This is a genomic window from Halothermothrix orenii H 168 (genome assembly GCF_000020485.1).
Classification (GTDB): domain Bacteria; phylum Bacillota; class Halanaerobiia; order Halanaerobiales; family Halothermotrichaceae; genus Halothermothrix; species Halothermothrix orenii.
In genome coordinates this window covers 1,242,225-1,262,507 of record NC_011899.1, presented here as the reverse complement: position 1 = coordinate 1,262,507, position 20,283 = coordinate 1,242,225, and the positions used below count along the sequence as shown (strand labels likewise).

General features: G+C 35.2%; 16 protein-coding genes, 1 pseudogene and 1 riboswitch. Of the genes and pseudogenes, 15 read left to right on the top strand and 2 right to left on the bottom strand.

From position 1 onward, the window contains the following. The first annotated feature begins 8 nt into the window (after nt 1–8). From miaB to HORE_RS06050, 13 genes and pseudogenes are all read left to right on the top strand, one after another. Nucleotides 9–1,361: a tRNA (N6-isopentenyl adenosine(37)-C2)-methylthiotransferase MiaB gene (gene miaB, locus HORE_RS06110; RefSeq protein WP_012636103.1), complete on the top strand. Its 1,353-nt coding sequence runs from the start codon at nt 9–11 to the stop codon at nt 1,359–1,361. Nucleotides 1,362–1,452: 91 nt separating this feature from the next. Then, nucleotides 1,453–4,143, top strand: a complete 2,691-nt coding sequence (gene mutS / locus HORE_RS06105) for a DNA mismatch repair protein MutS (protein WP_012636102.1) — start codon at nt 1,453–1,455, stop codon at nt 4,141–4,143. After that, nucleotides 4,136–6,070, top strand: a complete 1,935-nt coding sequence (mutL, locus tag HORE_RS06100) for a DNA mismatch repair endonuclease MutL (protein WP_012636101.1) — start codon at nt 4,136–4,138, stop codon at nt 6,068–6,070. The genes mutS and mutL overlap by 8 nt, the downstream gene beginning before the upstream one ends. A 13-nt stretch (nt 6,071–6,083) precedes the next feature. Beyond that, on the top strand, nt 6,084–7,070 hold the full coding sequence (miaA, locus tag HORE_RS06095) for a tRNA (adenosine(37)-N6)-dimethylallyltransferase MiaA (protein WP_012636100.1): 987 nt from the start codon (nt 6,084–6,086) through the stop codon (nt 7,068–7,070). A gap of 37 nt (nt 7,071–7,107) precedes the next feature. After that, nucleotides 7,108–7,253, top strand: a riboswitch (cyclic di-AMP (ydaO/yuaA leader). A gap of 4 nt (nt 7,254–7,257) precedes the next feature. Next, on the top strand, nt 7,258–7,881 hold the full coding sequence (locus HORE_RS06090) for a potassium channel family protein (RefSeq protein ID WP_012636099.1): 624 nt from the start codon (nt 7,258–7,260) through the stop codon (nt 7,879–7,881). Continuing rightward, nucleotides 7,881–9,364, top strand: a pseudogene (locus HORE_RS13345) (TrkH family potassium uptake protein). Before HORE_RS06090 ends, HORE_RS13345 begins: the two are co-directional and overlap by 1 nt. An 80-nt stretch (nt 9,365–9,444) precedes the next feature. After that, on the top strand, nt 9,445–10,491 hold the full coding sequence (locus tag HORE_RS06080) for an AAA family ATPase (protein WP_012636098.1): 1,047 nt from the start codon (nt 9,445–9,447) through the stop codon (nt 10,489–10,491). After that, on the top strand, nt 10,484–11,065 hold the full coding sequence (locus tag HORE_RS06075; RefSeq protein ID WP_167935764.1) for a GTPase domain-containing protein: 582 nt from the start codon (nt 10,484–10,486) through the stop codon (nt 11,063–11,065). The genes HORE_RS06080 and HORE_RS06075 overlap by 8 nt, the downstream gene beginning before the upstream one ends. Further along, the gene (locus HORE_RS06070; RefSeq protein ID WP_012636096.1) at nt 11,058–11,642 is read left to right on the top strand and encodes a hypothetical protein; all 585 of its coding nucleotides are present in this window, start codon (nt 11,058–11,060) and stop codon (nt 11,640–11,642) included. Before HORE_RS06075 ends, HORE_RS06070 begins: the two co-directional genes overlap by 8 nt. A gap of 247 nt (nt 11,643–11,889) precedes the next feature. Then, nucleotides 11,890–12,123 (top strand): RNA chaperone Hfq, encoded by a 234-nt coding sequence (gene hfq, locus HORE_RS06065; RefSeq protein ID WP_427852748.1) that lies wholly within the window; start codon nt 11,890–11,892, stop codon nt 12,121–12,123. A 13-nt stretch (nt 12,124–12,136) separates the two neighbouring features. Then, the gene (gene dapF, locus HORE_RS06060; RefSeq protein ID WP_012636094.1) at nt 12,137–12,991 is read left to right on the top strand and encodes a diaminopimelate epimerase; all 855 of its coding nucleotides are present in this window, start codon (nt 12,137–12,139) and stop codon (nt 12,989–12,991) included. Between the two features lie 3 nt (nt 12,992–12,994). Beyond that, nucleotides 12,995–14,164 carry an LL-diaminopimelate aminotransferase gene (locus tag HORE_RS06055; protein ID WP_012636093.1) on the top strand — a complete coding sequence of 390 codons (1,170 nt, stop codon included), beginning with the start codon at nt 12,995–12,997 and terminating at the stop codon, nt 14,162–14,164. A 420-nt stretch (nt 14,165–14,584) separates the two neighbouring features. Continuing rightward, nucleotides 14,585–15,169: a tetratricopeptide repeat protein gene (locus HORE_RS06050; protein WP_012636092.1), complete on the top strand. Its 585-nt coding sequence runs from the start codon at nt 14,585–14,587 to the stop codon at nt 15,167–15,169. Nucleotides 15,170–15,349: 180 nt separating this feature from the next. On the opposite strand, the gene serA is transcribed toward HORE_RS06050, so the two are convergent. Then, nucleotides 15,350–16,933, bottom strand: a complete 1,584-nt coding sequence (serA, locus tag HORE_RS06045) for a phosphoglycerate dehydrogenase (protein WP_012636091.1) — start codon at nt 16,931–16,933, stop codon at nt 15,350–15,352. Further along, nucleotides 16,926–18,080 (bottom strand): pyridoxal-phosphate-dependent aminotransferase family protein, encoded by a 1,155-nt coding sequence (locus HORE_RS06040; protein ID WP_012636090.1) that lies wholly within the window; start codon nt 18,078–18,080, stop codon nt 16,926–16,928. The genes serA and HORE_RS06040 overlap by 8 nt, the downstream gene beginning before the upstream one ends. Nucleotides 18,081–18,360: 280 nt before the next feature. On the opposite strand from HORE_RS06040, the gene HORE_RS06035 reads away from it, so the two are divergent. After that, nucleotides 18,361–19,140, top strand: coding sequence for a histidinol-phosphatase HisJ family protein (locus HORE_RS06035; RefSeq protein WP_012636089.1), 780 nt, complete (start codon nt 18,361–18,363; stop codon nt 19,138–19,140). Nucleotides 19,141–19,243: 103 nt separating this feature from the next. Beyond that, nucleotides 19,244–20,254, top strand: a complete 1,011-nt coding sequence (locus HORE_RS06030) for an ABC transporter substrate-binding protein (protein ID WP_012636088.1) — start codon at nt 19,244–19,246, stop codon at nt 20,252–20,254. Nucleotides 20,255–20,283: the final 29 nt, after the last annotated feature.

Genomic DNA, 20,283 nt, shown 5'->3' with positions numbered 1-20,283 from the left:
GGAAAATTATGAATAACAGAAAATACTTTATTTTGACATATGGATGTCAGATGAATGTTCATGATTCTGAAAAACTGGCCGGAATGCTTGAAGAAATGGGTTATAAGTCTACAAATAATTTAGAAGAAGCCGATATTATTATGGTAAATACATGTGCTGTAAGAGAAAATGCAGAATTGAGGGTTTTTGGCAGGGTCGGAGATTTTAAGAGATTAAAAGAGAAAAACCCTGATTTAATAATTGGAGTCGGCGGCTGTATGATGCAGATAGATGAAAATGCCAGAAAGCTTTATGAAAAATACCCCCATGTCGATCTCATATTTGGTACACATAATATTCACCATATCCCTGAACTAATAAAACGAATTAAAGAAGAAAGGGGACGTATCATTGAGGTCTGGAATCAGGAAGAGGGGTTAATTCCTGATATTCCCTATAAAAGGGAGGATGACTTTAAGGCCTGGATCTCCATTATACAGGGGTGTAACAATTTCTGCACCTATTGTATTGTCCCTTATGTCCGGGGCCGGGAACGGAGCAGGCCTGCCGCTGATATAATTTCTGAAGCCCGTAAATTAGCCAGTGAAGGGGTTAAAGAGATAACCCTTCTGGGGCAGAATGTTAATTCCTATGGAAAGGATTTAAAGGAAGATATAGATTTTGCTGATCTGCTTAAAAGACTTAACAGGGTTGAAGGGATTAAGAGAATAAGATATATGACCTCTCATCCCCGGGATTTCAGTGATAAAATGATTAAAATTATAAAAGAGTGTGACAAAGTATGTGAACACTTTCATCTCCCTGTCCAGTCGGGTAGCACCAGAATCCTGAAAAAAATGAACCGTGGGTATACCCAGGCAGAATATTTAAATCTGATTAAAAAAATAAAGAGTCAAATCCCGGATTACAGTATTACTACTGATATTATTGTAGGATTCCCCGGTGAAACAGAAGAGGATTTCCAGGAAACCTTAAAAGTCATCAGGGAAGTGAGATTTGATATGGCTTATACATTCAAATATTCACCCCGGAAGGGAACTCCGGCTGCCAGACATAAAGACCAGGTTAGTGAAAAGATTAAGCAGGATAGATTAACCCGCTTAATTGAGGTCCAGAATAGTATCAGTTTAGAAAACAACAGGAAACTCAAGGGTAAAACAGTAGAGGTTTTAATAGAGGGTGAAAGTAGAAATAACCCCGATACTTTTGAAGGCAGGACCAGAACCAATAAACTGGTTATAGTCCCCAGAAATGAAAACCTGAAGGGTCAAATAGCAAATGTTAAAATAAACAGGGTTGGAAGCTGGACATTATATGGTGAGGTTATAGATAATACCCGGGAAACTGTCTTAAATACCTGAAAGAGCCTGTCTTTCAGGTATATTTCTTTATTGGCTGTTTGTAATATGCTATAATCAAATTGAATAGAGACAATTTGAGGTGAAATGCTGTATGAGTAAACTAACACCGATGATGCAACAGTATCAAAGTATCAAAAATAAATATAAAGATGCCATCCTTTTTTTCCGTCTGGGAGATTTTTATGAAATGTTTAATGATGATGCTAAAATAGCAGCCAGAGAGCTGGACCTGGCTCTTACTGCCCGAAATAAGGGTGGTGGTGAAAAAGCACCAATGGCAGGGGTTCCCTGTCACTCTGCTGAATCATACATTGCCAAACTTCTGGAAAAGGGATATAAAGTTGCCATCTGTGAGCAGATAGAAGATCCCAGTGAGGCAAAAGGTCTGGTATCCAGGGAAGTTGTAAGGATTATTACTCCGGGTACAATAATAGAAAATGAAATGCTTAAAGATAAGGAGAATAACTACCTGGCGTCAGCTATTTGTTATAAAGATCATTTAGGTTTTTCATATGTTGATATTTCCACCGGTGAATTTTATGTTACCCAGTTTTCACAAAAGTTCAGTGATAAAGTGTGGGATGAGCTTGACCGAATTCAACCCCGGGAGGTTATAATTTGTAAAGAACTTGAGGAAACTGAAAATTTTGCAGATAAAAAGAAACAGATGAACTTCGTCTACAATTATTCCAGAATAGAAAAGGTTAAGGCGGCCTATAATTTTTTATTAGAACACTTTAAAACAAACTCTCTTTCAGGATTTGGCTGTGAAGACAAACCAGCTGCTATCCTGGCGGCCGGAGAAATTATTAATTTTCTTAAAGATACCCAGAAAAGAACATTAGAACATATAAACAGAATTACTACATACAATTTAACTGATTATATGGTCCTGGATTCTGCCACCAGATATAATCTGGAACTGACCTCAACAATAAGGGGTAACAAACATAAGGGTAGTTTATTAAACGTTCTTGATCAAACTATAACTTCAATGGGAGGACGCCTCATTAAAAAATGGATTAATCAACCCCTTATAGACAGGAATAAAATAGAAACAAGACTTGATGCAGTAGAAGAACTGGTTAATAATTATCTGCTTCTTCAGGAAATAAGGGAACACCTTAAAGGAATATATGACCTGGAAAGAATTTTAGGAAAAGTCTCCTACGGTTCTGCTAACGCCCGTGATTTAGCAGCTCTGAAATATTCCATATTGAAATTACCTCAAATTAAAAAGGATCTGGAACAACTAAATACTAAATTATTTAAAAATATGCACGAAACATTTGATCCCTTAATAGATCTTGCTGGATTACTGGACCGGTCTATAGTTGATGAACCACCGGTTTCAGTAAGAGAGGGAGGCTTGATAAAAGATGGGTATAGTAGTGAGCTAGATGAACTGAGGAAGGCCCGTACTGAAGGAAAAGACTGGATAGCAAACTTACAAAAGACAGAACGAGAAAGAACCGGAATAAGTTCACTAAAGGTTGGTTTTAATAAAGTATTTGGCTATTATATAGAAATTACTAAAGCAAATCTGGACAGGGTTCCTGATAACTATACCCGCAAACAGACCCTTTCAAATAGTGAACGTTTTATTACACCTGAATTAAAGGAGAAAGAGGCCCTGGTTCTTGGAGCAGAAGAAAAAATTAATGACCTTGAATATAAACTATTTGTTAAAATCAGAGATATTGTAAGGGATAACATTAAACGTATCAAGAAAACAGCTGCTATCATTAGCAAACTGGATGTTCTGACTTCACTGGCCCAGAATGCCCTGGAACGGGATTACAATCGGCCCCGGATTAATAATGATGGGGTTATTGAAATAATTAAGGGCCGTCATCCTGTCGTTGAAGATATGGGAAAAGGAGCTTTTGTCCCCAATGATACTTACCTTGACCTTGAAGAAGAACGTTTTATTATAATTACCGGTCCCAATATGTCAGGAAAATCAACCTATATGAGACAGGTTGCTTTGATTGTCTTAATGGCCCAGATGGGTAGCTTTGTTCCAGCTGATAAAGCAACCATAGGGATTGTAGACAGAATATTTACCAGGGTTGGAGCCAGTGATGATTTAACCACCGGTCAGAGTACTTTTATGGTTGAAATGAATGAGGTTGCCAACATTGTTAATAATGCTACCAGAAATAGTCTTATAATACTCGATGAAGTAGGAAGAGGGACCAGCACATACGACGGTCTGAGTATCGCCTGGGCTGTAAGTGAATATATTAATAATCCGGACCGGATTGGAGCAAGAACACTGTTTGCGACTCATTATCATGAACTAACACAGTTAGAAAATAGACCAGGGATAAAAAATTACAATGTTCTGGTTGAAGAAGATGAAGATGGGGTTCATTTCCTCCATAAAATTATCCCGGGAAAAGCCAGTGAAAGTTATGGTATTGAGGTTGCTCAGCTGGCTGGATTGCCGATGGAAATAATCATCAGGGCCCAGGAAATTTTAGCTGAACTGGAAAAAAAAGGAAAAGAATCAACAAAGACAGGTAAGGGAGAAAATAAAAATATATCCCATAAAACCGAATCAGACCTTATAAATAATATACACGAAAGTGATAAAGAATATCTTACGAAAAGAAATACGAATGATAAAGTACAGCAGCTCCCCCTTTTCAAGTCTGAATACAGGGTTATTGAAAAAATAAAAAATAAAGATATTGTTAATATGACCCCCATGGAAGCAATTAATTTTCTCTTTGAAATTCAGAAGGAGCTTAAGGAAAAGGGGGAAAACTATGCCTGAGATAAAACGATTACCTGAATCTGTTGCCAATCAAATTTCAGCCGGAGAAGTTGTTGAAAGACCCGCTTCTGTAGTTAAAGAACTTGTTGAAAATTCATTGGATGCAGGTAGTAATAAGATTTTAATAGAAATTGAAAACGGTGGAAAGGACTTAATAAGGGTTAAAGATAATGGACATGGTATACCTTCTGATGAGATAGAAATTGCCTTTGACCGGTATGCAACAAGTAAAATTACTGATATAAATGATCTTTATTCTTTAAAATCTCTCGGATTCAGGGGAGAAGCCCTGGCCAGTATAGCATCAGTCTCCATTCTTGATATAATATCCCGGACAAAATCTCAAACAAAAGCTATTAAAATGAGACTTAAAGGGGGTAAAGTGATATCAAAAGAACCCTGTGGTGCCTCGGTCGGAACAGATATTATAGTAAAAGATTTATTTTTTAATACTCCAGCCCGTTATAAATACTTAAAAACAACAAGGAATGAATTTAAACATATAAGTAACATTATAACCAGGGAAGCCCTGGCTTATCCCGGGGTTAATTTTACCCTTATTCATAATGGACGAATAGTCCTGAAAACACCGGGAACTGGAAAAACCCTGGATTGTATCTATGCGATATATGGAAAAGAAATGGCACAAAGTCTGGTTAAAATAGATTATGAAGACAGGTATATAAAGGTATCGGGATATATTTCCAGACCTGATTATTACCGGTATAACCGTAGTTATGAAATATTTTTTGTAAATAAAAGGGCAGTTCATAACTCAATTTTAAACAGGGGAGTTGAAGAAGCCTATCAGGGGCTCTTACCTCCCGGGGCTTATCCGGTTGTATTTTTAAATTTAAAACTAAACCCGATTCTGGTTGATGTAAACGTTCATCCCACCAAAAAAGAAGTAAAGTTTAGTAGAGATAAGGTAATAAAAGAAGTAATTCAAAATGGAATTAATATTGAGTTATCAAAATTAGATAAATCTCCAAGGCTTAAAAGAAATATTAATCCATTAAATAGGGATGACAAGACTAAAGATAAAAGTGAGTATCAAAAAATAAAACTACCTGAAGATAAAGAGCAAATTACAAATAAATCTTCCGATGCTGGTATATTAAAAAATCAAAATCCCTTAGATTCACAGGATTCAATTTTGCTTCCCAGTAAAAAAAATGGGTTTTATAGTAAAAAAAACTCTCAGGTTAGTCAAAATAAATTTATGGATATTAATAACAAATTAGAAAAAACCGAGATTAACGATAACTACAAAAAAGATAAACATTATAAAACAGATTCAATAAACATTAAAGATAATAGTATTAAAGAAAATAAAAATAAGATGGACATTCCGATAAAAAGGGTCCTGGGGCAGATTAAAAACACTTATATTATTGCTGAAGGAAGGGATGGGCTTTATATTATTGACCAGCATAATGCCCATGAACGTATATTATATCAATCATTTATTGAGAAATATAATAATAGTGAGATTGTCTCACAACCCCTGGTAGTTCCCGTCAACATTGAAACTACCGCTCCGGAGGCTGAAGTGCTGAAAAGTTATTTGCCCCAGTTAGAAAAAATGGGTTTTAAACTGGAGGTTTTTGGGATTAATAGTTTTATAGTCAGGGAAGTTCCCTCCCTGATAAAAAAACGTTCAAATAAAAGGGTTGTTAGGGAAGTAATAGATAAACTCCTGGAACACGATAAAGCTATGAAACCATCAGAATTAATTAATGAGATAATTTCCTATATGTCGTGCCGTGGGGCAATAAAGGCCGGTGAATATCTGGATAAAAAGGAAGCAGAACAAATTATTGAAGGGTTATTTAAAACAGATAACCCTTATCGCTGTCCTCACGGAAGACCGATAATAATACATATAACAGAGGATGATATTAATAAGGGAATGGGGCGTAAATGAGGAGGTAATTATTTTGATTAAACCCCTGACAAATCATGGAAATAAGAATATATATCCTGATAATTCTACCCTTATCGTTATCCTGGGACCTACAGCTGTAGGAAAAACCAGTTTATCTTTGCAGCTTGCCCGGGATATAAATGGAGAGATTATATCAGCCGATTCCATGCAGATATATAAAGACATGGATATAGGTACTGCCAAGGCCAGTCAAAAAGAGCGGAATATAATTCCCCATTATATGATTGATATTATTAAACCAGATCAGGAGTTTTCAGTAGCTGAATACCAGGCCATGGTTGATAACTTAATACCCGGGATTGTATATCGAAATAAAGTCCCCATATTGGTGGGGGGAACAGGTTTATATATAAGGGCTGTTATAGAGGGATTTTTATTCCCTGAAATGGACAAAAATATAGAATTAAGGCAAAAACTTCAAAAAGAGGCGCAACAGTATGGAAATAAATATGTTTATAACAAACTTAAAAAAATAGATCCTGAACTTGCTAAAAAACTCCATCCAAATGATTTGAGGAGAGTAATACGGGGAATAGAAGTGTATCACCAGACCGGAAAAACCATGACTTATTTTAAAAAAGAGAAACAAAAAAAAGGTGATCGTTACCGAAATCTGAAAATAGGGCTTTACCGGGAGCGTGAAGAACTTTATAAACGAATTAATAAAAGGGTCGATATTATGATAGAACAGGGTCTCATTGATGAAGTTAAGTACCTTTTAACAAAATACCCTGATTTAAGTAAAACAGCCAGACAGGGTCTCGGTTATAAAGAAATTATCGGGTATTTAAAAAGAGAGTATGACAGGGAAGAGGCCATCAGGCTTTTAAAAAGAAACACAAGACGGTATGCAAAACGGCAATTGACCTGGTTCAGGCGGGATCAGGATATAAACTGGTTTAACCTTTCAACCGGTGATTATAAGAAAATTTATTCAGAAATAAAAAAACTGAGCAGGGACTTTTTACTTGACTTTTAAAATAAATTATGTTTTAATACATTTATGATTAAATATAATAAATCTGTTGCCGAATCCCATTTTTTTGGGAACGGGGGACCCGTTTTTTATGGGGTTAATCCAGTATCAATATAATTATTACTGGAAGGAGACCTTTTACTCCTAACCCGACAGCTAACCTCGTAGGCGTTAAAAGGACAGATAGATAATGAAGAATTTCTACCACTTCAGTCTATCTGGAGTGGCTTTTTTTATTAATAAAGATCCCCAGTATTGTAAGGAACTGGCCCGCAGTCTAAAAGCCAACGTTGTGTATGGGGATGCTTCTGACCCTCAAATTCTTGAAGATGCAGGGGGGTATAAAACTGATATACTTGTTGCTTTAACACCTAAAGACCATGATAATCTCTTTATATGTAAAATGGCCCAGAAATATTTTAATGTAGAACGGACTACTGCCCTAGTCAATAATCCTGATAATGAATGTTTATTTAAGAAAATAGGTATAACATCTATATTTAATACAACCCAATTGTTAAGTTCCTTAATAGAACAACATGTTGCCGTTGAGGATATCAGTAATTTAATTACCCTTGAAGACGGGAAATTAAGTGTAGCCCAGATTATTATTCCTGAAAATGCCCCTTCAGTTGGTAAAACAGTAAAAGAATTAGATTTACCGTTAAGTATTGTCCTTGGAGGCATAATCAGAAATGGTGATATAGTAATTCCCAGGGGAGGAACAATTATTAAACCAGGTGATAAAGTTCTGGTTATTTCCCTGCCCCAGGATCAGGCAAAAGCAGTCAAGGCTCTTGGTGGTGAAGAATAATGAACTACCTGGATATTCTTAAATTTCGCTACAGATTAATTATTAAGTACACAGGAATTATAGTAATGTTAGTTGGGGTATCTATAATAATACCCTTATTTTTACTGTTATTTTACCCACAGGACCTTGATTATGCCCCCTACTTTATTTTTACTGGTTTATTTGGGTTTTTATTGGGGTTTTTAATGTACTTACTTACAAAGAAACAAAAAAATAATGTTTCCTTAACCTTGCAGGAAGGTGGTATTATAGTAGTATTTTCCTGGATAATTGCCATTATCTTATCTGCTATTCCATTTGTCTGGGGTTTAAATATGAATTGGACTCATGCTATTTTTGAGGTTGTAAGTGGCTGGACCACAACAGGTCTTTCAGTGATTGATGTAACTACAACACCATCTATCTATCTTTTCTGGAGGAGTTTTATGCAGTTTTTAGGTGGAGCTGGACTGGCAGTAATTGCTTTATCATCAATACTTCCCATGCAGGGCCTGGGTCTATACCAGGCTGAAGGTAGAAATGACCAGTTATTACCACATGTTAGACGGTCAACAAAAATGATTATGCAAATATATACCGGGTATACAGTTACAGGGACCTTACTTTATTACATTTTTGGAATGAGTTTTTTTGATGCAATAAACCATTCAATGGCAGCTATATCCACCGGTGGTTTTTCTACTGTACCAAAAAGTATAGGTCAATGGGATAGTATATCTATTGAAGTTTTACAATAATTTTAATGTTTTTGGGAACTATCAATTTTGCCACCCATTATACCCTGTTAAAAGGGAAGGTAAGAAAGTTCTTCAGAAATGCAGAAATTAAATTAATGGGTTTATTGTTAGGCATATTACTACCTGTTATTTTGTTTGTCTCCCTAATTCCCCTTTACAATTCCTTTACTAAAAGCATTAGAGTTGGAACGTTTCAGTTAATTTCAGCATTATCTACAACAGGTTTTTCAACAATTAGTTTTAATGAATGGACGATTTTTGCTAATATGATTATAATCATATTAATGTTAATAGGTGGGGGGACAGGTTCTACTGCCGGTGGCATTAAACAGTTTCGAATTTATATAATGTTAAAGTCTTTATTCTGGGAAATCAGAAATCATTTCTATCCCAAAAATGTTATTAAAGAAGATTACGTATGGAGAGGGGAAGACAGGTGGTATATAAAAAGCCACCATGTAAAGGAAATAGCTAATTTTATTACTATTTATGTTATTACCTATTTTACAGGGGTTTTAATCTTTCTTGCATATGGATATTCTCTAAAGGATAGCATGTTTGAATTTGCATCAGCCTTAGGAACGGTTGGATTATCAGTTGGGTTAACTTCAGCCAGCACCCCTGGTGTTATTTTATGGACTGAAATCATCGGAATGTTTCTGGGTCGCCTTGAATTTTTAATTATTATATTTGCTATTACAAAAATTATAAAAGATATTTCCTTTCTTATCAAAAAACAAGCTTAAATAGTATATAACATATTAACATTTTCCTCACCCCATTCATAATATATAGATGTGTCAATTTAAAAATACGGGGTGAGGTTATGTATATTAAAAACTATAATAACCTGGATCAGAAGACAATACTGGAACGTTTAAAAAAAGGGGAAATAACAATTCCCCGGGCTTTTAAATTATTGATGGAATTGGATGACTATAGACAATCATCTAATTCAACCGCATTTACACCCCGTGATGAAAAGAATAAAGATACAGCCGGTAATTCCCTTCCCTTTAACAAAACCAATGTAGAAAAGGTACTCAAGGATATGGATAAACTGGTCGGTTTAACCCGGATAAAAAAACTCGTTAAAGAATATATTTCATTTATTCAGGTTCAAAAAATGAGGGAACAGTATGGGCTAAAGACAGAACCAGTTGTTATGCACATGATCTTTAAGGGCAACCCTGGTACAGGAAAGACTACCATGGCCAGGTTGCTGGGACGTGTTTTCAAGGAACTCGGTCTTCTTGAAACAGGTGACTTGATAGAAGTAGAACGGGCTGATCTCGTTGGTGAATATATCGGGCATACAGCCCAGAAAACTAAAAAGGTAATTCAGAAGGCCCTCGGTGGGATTTTATTTATTGATGAAGCATATTCCCTGGCCAGGGGAGGAGAAAAGGACTTTGGGAAAGAAGCAATTGATACCATGGTTAAAGCAATGGAAGATTATAAAGATAAACTTATTATAATCCTGGCCGGTTACCCCAGAGAAATGGAATTCTTTTTAGATGCAAACCCCGGCCTCCGCTCCCGTTTTGCTATTCAACTTGATTTTCCTGATTATTCTGTTGATGAACTGGTAAAAATAGCGGAATTAATGTTTGCCGAGCGTGAATATATATTAAGTGAAAACAGTAAACATTATATATATCGAGTTCTTACCCATATTCTTAACAAAGAAGACAGTATCAGAGGTAATGCCCGAACAGTACGCAATATGGTCGAGGATACGATAAGACATCATGCCCAAAGGGTTATAGAGCAGAAAGTTATAAATAAAAAGACTCTGATGCTGATAAAAGAGGAAGACCTGTCCGGGGGTGTAGGGTCTAATGACCGATTGTCTGGTAACGGGGATGCCTAATGTCGGTAAAACCTGTTTTGTAATTAATTTTGCAGAATACCTGGGTCTTGATAGGTTAAAATTAAGTATTAAACAACCGGCCGGTTATACATCTATTAGAAGTTATTCAGTCACAGAAGCAAGAGAACAACTGGTATCACCGGAGAGTAACTTTACCGATTCGGTCCAGTCTATAGATATAGAAATTCCGTCCGGTAAAGTAATTAAAAAGCTAAAAATTATCGATAGCTGTGGGCTCGGTGATGGTATTCATCCTGAATATGAAGTTAGACTGGCCATGGCTACGACCATAAGATTGATTAAAAACAGTGATCTTATATTACATATAATAGATTTAACCCAGTTAAATATGAATAGTGATGAGTTACTCCAGTCTGTTGATAAAATGATCATGAATTATGCCAGTCTAGAAAAAAATTATGCTATCCTGGCCAATAAGGTAGACCTCAAGACCGTAAAAGACAGGGTAAATCTCCTGAAGAATGTTATTAATGACAAGGTGATAATACCGATCTCTGCCCTTTATAAATATGGTTTTAAAGAAGTAAAAAAGCTGGTGTTAAGTTATGTTTAAAAGGTTTTTTAGTATTTTTTTAGTAGGCCTTGTTATTAAAATTATGGACGATTATCTGGACATTGATATAGATAACTTAAAAGAAGAGATTAATATTGTAAGGGTACTGGATAGAGGTGTCCTACCATATTCTTTAATTATTATTGTTATAGCCCTTGCCCTTAACTTTAAAGAAGCGGCTACATACTTTCTGGCCAGCTATACTGTGGGGATGGCTAAAATAAATAATTATGTTCTACCCAGTAAATTAAAATCATGGCAGGAAAGTATTTTTGTTTTTATTCTGAGTGTTATATTTTTTTCATGGCTTCAGACTTTATCTGCTATAATCCTCATAACCGGATTACAGATTGTTGATGATTTTATCGATTACAGGTATGATAAATATAAAGAAAAAAATAATATACTTGATGTAATGGGGTTTCCTACGGCTACAGCATTTTTTATGATATTATTAATAATCAGTCTTAAGTTTTTTCCAGTTAAACTTATTTATTTTGTTATAGCCTCCACTACTCTGTATCTTTTATTCTGGCAATTATATAAATTATATTCTCATAATTTAAAGATGAGTTGATTAAAATGATATTTTTTGTAATACTCAGTGTTTTATTAGGTTTTATTATCGGATATAATCTGGGGTTTAAATCTGGTTACAGGAAGGGATACAGGCATGGTTATACAAAAGCTCCTCTCAATATATTACAAAAAAGTCTGGAGAGGGGGCATTGTTTAATATGTGGTGATAAAAAATGAAAATTTAAGCAGGACTTTTTATAAAAATGTAGAATAAAAAGTATAACAGAAATAGAAGGGAGCATCTTATTATGAAAAACCAGTTTAATCTTCAGGATAACCTTTTAAATCAGGTCAGGAAAAAGAATGTTCCGGTAGTTATATACCTTGTTAATGGCTTTCAAATCAAAGGTAAAGTTACCGGTTTTGATAATTTTACTATTTTAATTAACAGTGAAGGAAAGGACCAGATGGTGTATAAACATGCAATTTCAACTATCATACCACAGGAAAAGGTGGATATCCAGTTAAGTTCAGAGTAAAGGTGGGTATTAAATGGAACTAAGTTTTACAAAAATGCATGGAACTGGAAATGATTTTATTATGGTAAATGGTAGTAACTATCCTGATTTAGATTTTAGTAAGCTTGCCAGACAATTATGCCGCAGACATTTTTCAATAGGTGCAGATGGTTTAATTATTGTGTTACCACCGGAGAGTGTTGAACATGACTTTAGAATGAGGATCTTCAATGCTGACGGTAGTGAGGCTGAAATGTGTGGAAATGGCATTCGATGTTTTGCCCACTATCTCCGGGAAAATAATTTGACTACCAGGGATGTACTTAAAATTGAAACCCTGGCCGGTATTATAACTCCTGAGATAGTATCTTATAATGGTGATAAGAGTCTAATAAAAGTAAATATGGGAAGGCCTCATTTTAAATCAGAAGAAATTCCTGTTAATATAGAAGATGAGCTTGATTATGTTAAAAATTTCCCATTAAAAATAGGAAATAAGAAGTTAAACATTAATTGTGTTTCGATGGGTAACCCCCATACTATTATATTTGTAGAAGATGTAAACCAGATACCGGTTTCAACCTGGGGTCAGGAAATAGAACACAATCCGCTGTTTCCTCAAAAAACCAATGTAGAGTTTATTCAGATTCAATCCGAAGATGAAATTATTATGAGGGTCTGGGAAAGGGGTAGTGGAATAACCCTGGCCTGTGGTACTGGAGCCTGTGCCTCAGTAGTAGCTGGTATTAAAAATGGTCTCCTCAAAAACATGGTGACTGTACACTTGCCCGGGGGAGACCTTAATATTGAATGGCAGGAACAGGATGTATTTATGACAGGTCCTGCAGAGAGTGTTTACACAGGAAAAATCGTAATACAGGAGGGATAAGCAATGGAAAATGCTGATAGAATTAAAAACCTGCCGCCATATTTATTCGCAGAAATTGATAAAATGATTGCCAGAGCAAAAAAAGAGGGAGTAGATGTAATCAGTTTCGGAATTGGAGATCCGGATCAACCAACACCTGATAATATAATAAATAAAATGATAGAGGCTGTTAAAGACCCTTCTACTCACAGTTACCCCTCTTATGAAGGGATGTATGAATACCGTAAAACAGTTGCTGACTGGTATAAAAATAACTATGGTAGGGAGTTAGATCCTGATAAAGAGGTTGTTTCTTTAATTGGTTCTAAAGAGGGGATAGCCCATCTTCCTTTTTGTTATATAAACCCCGGTGATATAGCCCTTGTACCTGATCCCGGGTATCCTGTCTATAAGACTTCAGTTTTGCTGGCAGGAGGAAAACCGGTTCAGGTTCCATTAGTTGAAGAAAATAATTTCCTACCTGACCTTAAAGCAATCGATGAAGATATCGCCAGAAAAGCTAAACTCTTTTTTATAAACTATCCCAACAATCCGACCGGGGCAATTGCTCCTGAGGAGTTTTATGAAGAATTGATTGATTTTGCCGATAAATATGATATAATAATTGCCCATGATGCCGCCTATAGTGAAATTGGCCTTGATGGATATAATCCTCCCAGTTTTATGCAGTTTGAAGGAGCAAAAAAGGTTGGCATCGAATTTAATTCTCTTTCCAAACCCTTTAATATGACCGGCTGGAGAGTAGGCTGGGCAGTTGGTCGTTCTGATGTGATAGAATCTTTAGGAAGAATCAAAACAAACATTGATTCCGGTATATTTGAAGCTATTCAGTATGCTGGAATTGAAGCCCTGACAGGCCCTGAAGATAATATTGAAAAAATGACAGAATTATATTCTAAAAGGAGAGACTTACTGGTAGAAGGCCTGCGTGAACTGGGCTGGGAAGTCCCTGTAAATAAAGCCACCTTCTATATCTGGGCTAAAGTACCTGAAGGCTATAATTCCACTGAATTCTCCACACATGTTTTTGAAAAAACCGGGATATTCTTTACACCCGGTAATGGTTACGGGGAATTCGGTGAAGGGTATGTCAGAATTGCATTAACAGTAACAGAAGAGCGTATAAAAGAAGCTTTAGAAAGACTTAAAAATAGTGATATAAAATTTAAATAAAACTTTAAGTAAAATAAAGACCTGTCCCTTTATCTGTAATTTTACAGATTCTCTGTTAACTGACACAGAGGGGACAGGTTTTTTAAATTTTAAAACGGTTTTTATAATGTTTTTAATCTAGAAAAACACCCTGATTAAGGAAAATCGGGTATTTATCAGGCAGGAAATTAAGATAATTTTCGAGAATTTTATAATATACCTCAATTATTTTTATATTTCACCTTTTCTTAACTGATCATACAATTACATGGTAACCATGATATAATTGTGTTACAGAGTAAAAACATTGAATTCAAATTATAATGGTAAAATATAAATGTTTTATTAGTATAGGGGGGAAATGAGATTAATACCAGAATAAAGAACAGGAGATTAATACTCATTTTTATAATTTATTTTACTGTAATTAATATATTAACATTGACAACTGGTTTTAATATAGTTACGGCAAACACTTCTTCTAAAATTGACTGGAATTCTGTTAAAAATCAGGCTAATTTAATCCTTAAACAGGACCCGGATAACATACTTTATAGTTTCCGCCTGGCTATAGCCATGGCCAACCTGGGAGAAATCGAGAAGTCATATAACTATATTCAGGGTATTTCTAACAGGATTTCGACACAACAGTTTAATAAAGAGATAAAACCTTACCTGGAAAGGTTAGGCCATAAAGAGAACCGTAATAATTTAATGCTCCTTAATTATGCTGCCTTCAGCGCTTCAATAAACAATAACCATAAAAAGGCTAAAACATATTTTGAAAGGATAGTAAAACTTGATCCAGACAATGTCTGGATGAAAAATTACCTGGCAGCTACTTTACTGGAACTTGATTTTTATGATCAGGCTGAAGATATTTTGAAAAAGGCTATCAAGATGAAAAGTAACAAATACTCTCACCTGCTCCTGGGATTAACCTATTATGAACAGGGAAAATATTTCAAGGCTCTGTATGAATTTACTAAATCCGGTGACCTGGTCAACAGATTTGTTTTTAAATAATTTAATTCCATTTTGTTTTTTTAGTTTTTGGATGGTATATTGGTTATCACACATATTTTTTTAGTTGTTAAGAACATATTTTATAATTATCAGCTAATTTAAGGTAACAAAATCTTTTTACATGTTATTTTTAGAAAAATTTAAATACTTAAAAATAACTGTCATAATTTAATATTGTAGTTATATTTCCAGATATGTTAAATCTGTTAACTCTATATTTTTATTTATTTTTTCCATAGTTGCTTTTGAAGGTTTATTATCGGTCTGTATTATCATTATGGCCTGCCCACCATATGATTTTCTTCCAACCTGCATACTGGCAATGTTCACATTATCCTGACCTAAAATGCTACCTACCTTACCAATTACCCCCGGTTTATCCTGGTAGGAGATAACCAGGAATTTACCCTCAAGGTTAAGGTCAATCCGAAAATCATTAATTTCTATAATCCTTAACCCAATGGGCAAATTAGTTCCAGCCACACTATAATTACCCTTATTTGTTTTTACCCTGACCCTTATTATGTTATTAACCCCGTCCGGTTTGCTAATCTGGCTTTCTTTAATTTCTATACCACGTTCTTTAGCAACCAGCTGAGCATTTACCAGGTTAACACGGCTATCCAGGATAGGATCAAGGATATCTTTAATAAGACTTGTTGTAAATGGTTTCAGGTCATGACCAATAACTTCTCCACCATATTCAGCTTCAATCATCTCAATGCGTTCATGTCCTTTCCATTTTGCTATAAAGTTTCCCAGTTTATTTACAAGATTCAAATAGGGTTTGGCTTTATTGTATTCCTGAATGTTTATAGAAGGAATATTTAGCGGGGATTCAGGTAGACCATTATTCAGGACATCAAGAACCTGTTCGGCAGCTGCTATAGAGACATTATCCATGGCTTCTGTAGTTGTACCACCAAGGTGGCAGGTCATAATAACCCTGTCTTGATATTTCAGTAAAGGATTATCTTCAGGTAATGGTTCTACTTCATGAACATCGATAGCAGCCCCGGCTACCTTGTGTTCTGCAAGGGCCTTTGCCAGGGCTTGTGTATCTACGTTTTTACCCCGGGCACAATTTATAATTCTTACATTATCTTTCATAATGGCAAATTCTTTATGGCTTAATATATGGTATGTTTCATCAGTTAGTGGGGTATGGAGTGTTATATAATCAGATTTTTTTAATACTTCCTTAAATCCGAGCAGGGGTACATTTATTTTAGCTGCTTTCTCTGGTGGTAGATAAGGGTCATTGGCAATAACCTTCATACCAAAGGCCTGGGCTCGAACAGCAACCCGACTACCGATCCTTCCCAGTCCAATAATTCCGAGGGTTTTTCCTTTAACTTCAACCCCCATGTATTTTTTTCTGTCCCAGATCCCCTCATGAAGGGCTTGATTTGCCTGTGGTATGTTCCTTGATAAGGCCAGCATCATTCCGATAGTGTGTTCCACTGCAGAAATAGTATTTCCGGTTGGGGTATTGAAAACTATTATTCCTCTTTTGCTCGCTTCTTCAATATCAATGTTGTCATAACCCGTACCTGCTCTTCCGATTACCTTTAAGTTTCTGGCCTTATCCAGGGCCTCTTTATCAACTTCAGTCATACTTCTAACTATTAATCCATCATATTCACCAATTATATCAAGGAATTCTTCCCGCGAAAGATCGGGATTAAAGGTAACATCTGCTTCCTGTTCAAGAATTTCTATTCCCTTGGGAGATATATTATCACTTACCAGTACTTTATACATACTCCTCAACTCCTCTCAAAACTTCTTTACAGTCTGATAATGCGACATCTAAATCAGTATTAATATTAAAATCTTTTAAACCTTTACCGAAAATCTCAATGGTTTTTAAAATATCATTACTGGAAACATAACCCATATGACCTATTCTAAATATTTTACTTTTTAAATTCCCCTGACCATTGGCAAAGTGGATTTTATATTTTTTATATAAATGTTCTTTAAATAGAGAATAACCAACAAATTCTGGTTGATAAAAAGCAGAAACAGTATATGAAGCAATTTCCCAGGGGACAAAGGGTTTAAAACCAAGTTTGACCATACCTTTTCTAAGGGCTTTTGTTAGTAATTTATGACGTTTATAAACTTTATCAAGGCCTTCACGGAGAATACGTTTCAGGGCCATATCAAGGGCATAAAGTAAGCTAACCGGTGGTGTATATGGAGTTTGCTGACGTTCATCATAATATTTTTTGGCTTTTTTAAGGTCCCAGTAAAATACGGGAAAGGAAGAAGACCTGATTTGTTTCCAGGCTTTCGGGCTTACAGAAAGTATAGCCAGACCTGGTGGTGTCATTAATGCCTTCTGGGAAGAGGTAACAACAATATCAAGGTTCCAGTCATCACATTTAACTGGTAGTCCCCCCAGAGAACTAACAGCATCAACAAGTAATACGGCATTATGATTTTTAACAATTTGACCTGCTTTTTCTAAGTTGTTTTGAACACAGGTTGAGGTTTCATTATGGGTAAAAAGTACAGCCTTTATATCAGGGTGTTTTTTTAATGTTTGTTCAAATTCGACAAAGTTGCAGGGCTGTCCCCATGGGTATGACAAATCTATTATTTCAGCACCAAAGGTTTTTGCAATATTCCTGAATCTGTGACCAAAAACCCCATTATTTACAGATAAAATCTTATCACCAGGGGAGAGGATGTTTACAACAGCTATTTCCAAACCCCCGGTTCCTGAGGCAGGAAATATTAGAACATCATTCTTTGTTTCAAAAACTTTCTTAAGATTCTCAGTAACTCTGACCAGTAATTTGGAAAAATCATCTTCCCGGTGACCAATAATCTGCCTGCTCTGGGCTGTTAGCCCTTCAGGAGGTACCGGTGTTGGCCCGGGCAACCTGATTTGTTCATTCATATAAATATCTCCTTCCTGCTTCCTGCTAGTTTTCTAATAATTATACATAAATTAGTATAACAAATCAAGACTTATAGTTTTATTCAGAATTTTTTTATATTAAAAATATATAATTAAGCTGGATTAATATATATGAATTATGTTATAATCTTAAAAATGATAAAAATTACATAATAAAAACAAACTTTATTCCATAATTAATTAAAGTATAAATAATTAAAGTATAATCTGTTAAGATGGTAAGAAATAATTATAAACCATATATAAAAGGAGTGTTTTCATGTATTTAGTTGATTATCATACCCACCCCTATGCTCATGGTGAAGATAATGTTAAACCTGCCCATAATTTTGATTACTTAAAGAAATTTTTAAAAATGGCAAAGGTGGCTGAAGTAAAGGAGATAGGGTTTTCAGATCATGATCGGTTTATCGATGAAATTAACTGGGATAATTTATTAAAATTTAAAGAGAAAAATAAAAATAATGTTAAATTGGGCCTGGAAATTGATTTTAGTCCGGACAGAATTGATGACATAAAAAAAATAATTAAAGAATACCCACTGGATTATACAATAGGGTCAGTACACCGGATTGGTGACTGGGAGGTAGATCATCCTGTTTATATTGAAGAATACCATAAACGTGATTTAATTACAGTTTACAAACAGTATTTCGAACTGGTTAAAGAAGCCGCTTCCAGTGGTCTATTTAATATAATCGGTCATATAGATCTGATTAAAATTTTTAATATCATACCCCCAGGAATAAATATGCTTGAAATGGTAGAACCCGCCCTTGAAGTAATAAAAAAACGGGGCCTTGCTATAGAAATAAATACAAATGGATTAAATAAACCGGTCAATGAAATCTACCCGTCACTATCAATTATAAAAAGAATTGTAAAGATGGGTATTCCACTAACCCTGGGCTCTGATGCCCATGGACCAAAACGGGTGGGTGAAAATTTAAAACTGATGGGAAATTTGTTACTTAAAAATGGCTGTCAAAGGATTGCTACCTTTACTGAGAAAAAAATGAAAATGATCAGAATTAAATAAACCCTTTAAAGCCCCCCTTGACGGGGGCTTTTTATTTCACAAAAAAATACCTATTACATAATATAAAAATGTATGATGAATAAAAACTACAGGAGGTGGCTTAATGTTTAGAAAAAAATTATTAATCAAGGTGTTATTATGGGTAAGTGTGGTTGTTTTCTTTTGTACCCAGGTATCTATGGCTGAAACTCAAATGCCGGTTGTTAGACTAACTGAAGTGGTACATTCTATCTTTTATACACCACAGTATATTGCCTTGAGCAATAATTATTTTGAAGAGGAAGGAATCAAAGTAGAACTATCTACAGCCTGGGGTGGTGATAAAGCTGCTGCCTCATTGATGGCAGGAGCTACCGATATTGCCCTTATTGGACCAGAACCTACTATTTATGTTTACCAGAGGGGTGCCGAAAATTATATTGTTAATTTTGCCCAGCTAACCAATACCGCCGGTTCCTTCCTGCTGGCCCGTGAGCCGATGCCAGATTTTAAATGGGAAGATGTTAAAGGAAAGACTATAATCGGTAATCGACCCGGCGGAGCACCACAGATGGTTTTAGAATATGTACTTAAAACCAGGAATATTATTCCCGGCAAAGATGTTGAAGTTATCACTAATCTTGATTTTAAGGCCAATGCCGGAGCCTTTATTGGTGGTTTAGGAGATTTTGTCCAGCTCTTTGAACCAAATGCATCATTGCTTGAATTAAAAAAACAGGGCTATATTGTAGCTTCATTAGGAACATCCGGTGGTGAATTGCCATATACTGTTTATATGGCCAGGGTTAATTATATTAAAAAGAACCCTGACATAATTCAAGCATTTACTAATGCCATATACCGGGCTCAACAGTGGGTTCATAGCCATAATGTAGAAGAAATTGTTACAAAGATAAAACCCTATTTTCCGGATACCGATGAAGATATTCTGTTAAGTGTTGTTAAACGTTACAAAGAACAGGGAACCTGGGATACAAATCCTGTAATTGAAAAAGAAATTTTTGAAAAATATGAAGAGATTATTATCATGGCTGGTGAACTTGAAGAAAAAGCTCCATTTGATGTTCTTGTTAATAATAAGTTTGCTCATAACGCCATTGAAAACATACAGTAGTTATTTTTATAAATCTTATATTTTTGAGA

Excerpts from the sequence above, each read along its gene's own strand:
- HORE_RS06055 (WP_012636093.1), top strand. The coding sequence starts at position 12,995 with ATGGAAAATGCTGATAGAATTAAAAACCTGCCGCCATATTTATTCGCA.
- HORE_RS06080 (WP_012636098.1), top strand. The coding sequence starts at position 9,445 with ATGTATATTAAAAACTATAATAACCTGGATCAGAAGACAATACTGGAA.
- miaB (WP_012636103.1), top strand. The coding sequence starts at position 9 with ATGAATAACAGAAAATACTTTATTTTGACATATGGATGTCAGATGAAT.
- HORE_RS06040 (WP_012636090.1), bottom strand. The coding sequence starts at position 18,080 with ATGAATGAACAAATCAGGTTGCCCGGGCCAACACCGGTACCTCCTGAA.
- HORE_RS06070 (WP_012636096.1), top strand. The coding sequence starts at position 11,058 with ATGTTTAAAAGGTTTTTTAGTATTTTTTTAGTAGGCCTTGTTATTAAA.
- mutL (WP_012636101.1), top strand. The coding sequence starts at position 4,136 with ATGCCTGAGATAAAACGATTACCTGAATCTGTTGCCAATCAAATTTCA.
- HORE_RS06090 (WP_012636099.1), top strand. The coding sequence starts at position 7,258 with ATGAAGAATTTCTACCACTTCAGTCTATCTGGAGTGGCTTTTTTTATT.
- serA (WP_012636091.1), bottom strand. The coding sequence starts at position 16,933 with ATGTATAAAGTACTGGTAAGTGATAATATATCTCCCAAGGGAATAGAA.
- dapF (WP_012636094.1), top strand. The coding sequence starts at position 12,137 with ATGGAACTAAGTTTTACAAAAATGCATGGAACTGGAAATGATTTTATT.
- mutS (WP_012636102.1), top strand. The coding sequence starts at position 1,453 with ATGAGTAAACTAACACCGATGATGCAACAGTATCAAAGTATCAAAAAT.
- HORE_RS06035 (WP_012636089.1), top strand. The coding sequence starts at position 18,361 with ATGTATTTAGTTGATTATCATACCCACCCCTATGCTCATGGTGAAGAT.
- HORE_RS06075 (WP_167935764.1), top strand. The coding sequence starts at position 10,484 with ATGCCTAATGTCGGTAAAACCTGTTTTGTAATTAATTTTGCAGAATAC.
- HORE_RS06030 (WP_012636088.1), top strand. The coding sequence starts at position 19,244 with ATGTTTAGAAAAAAATTATTAATCAAGGTGTTATTATGGGTAAGTGTG.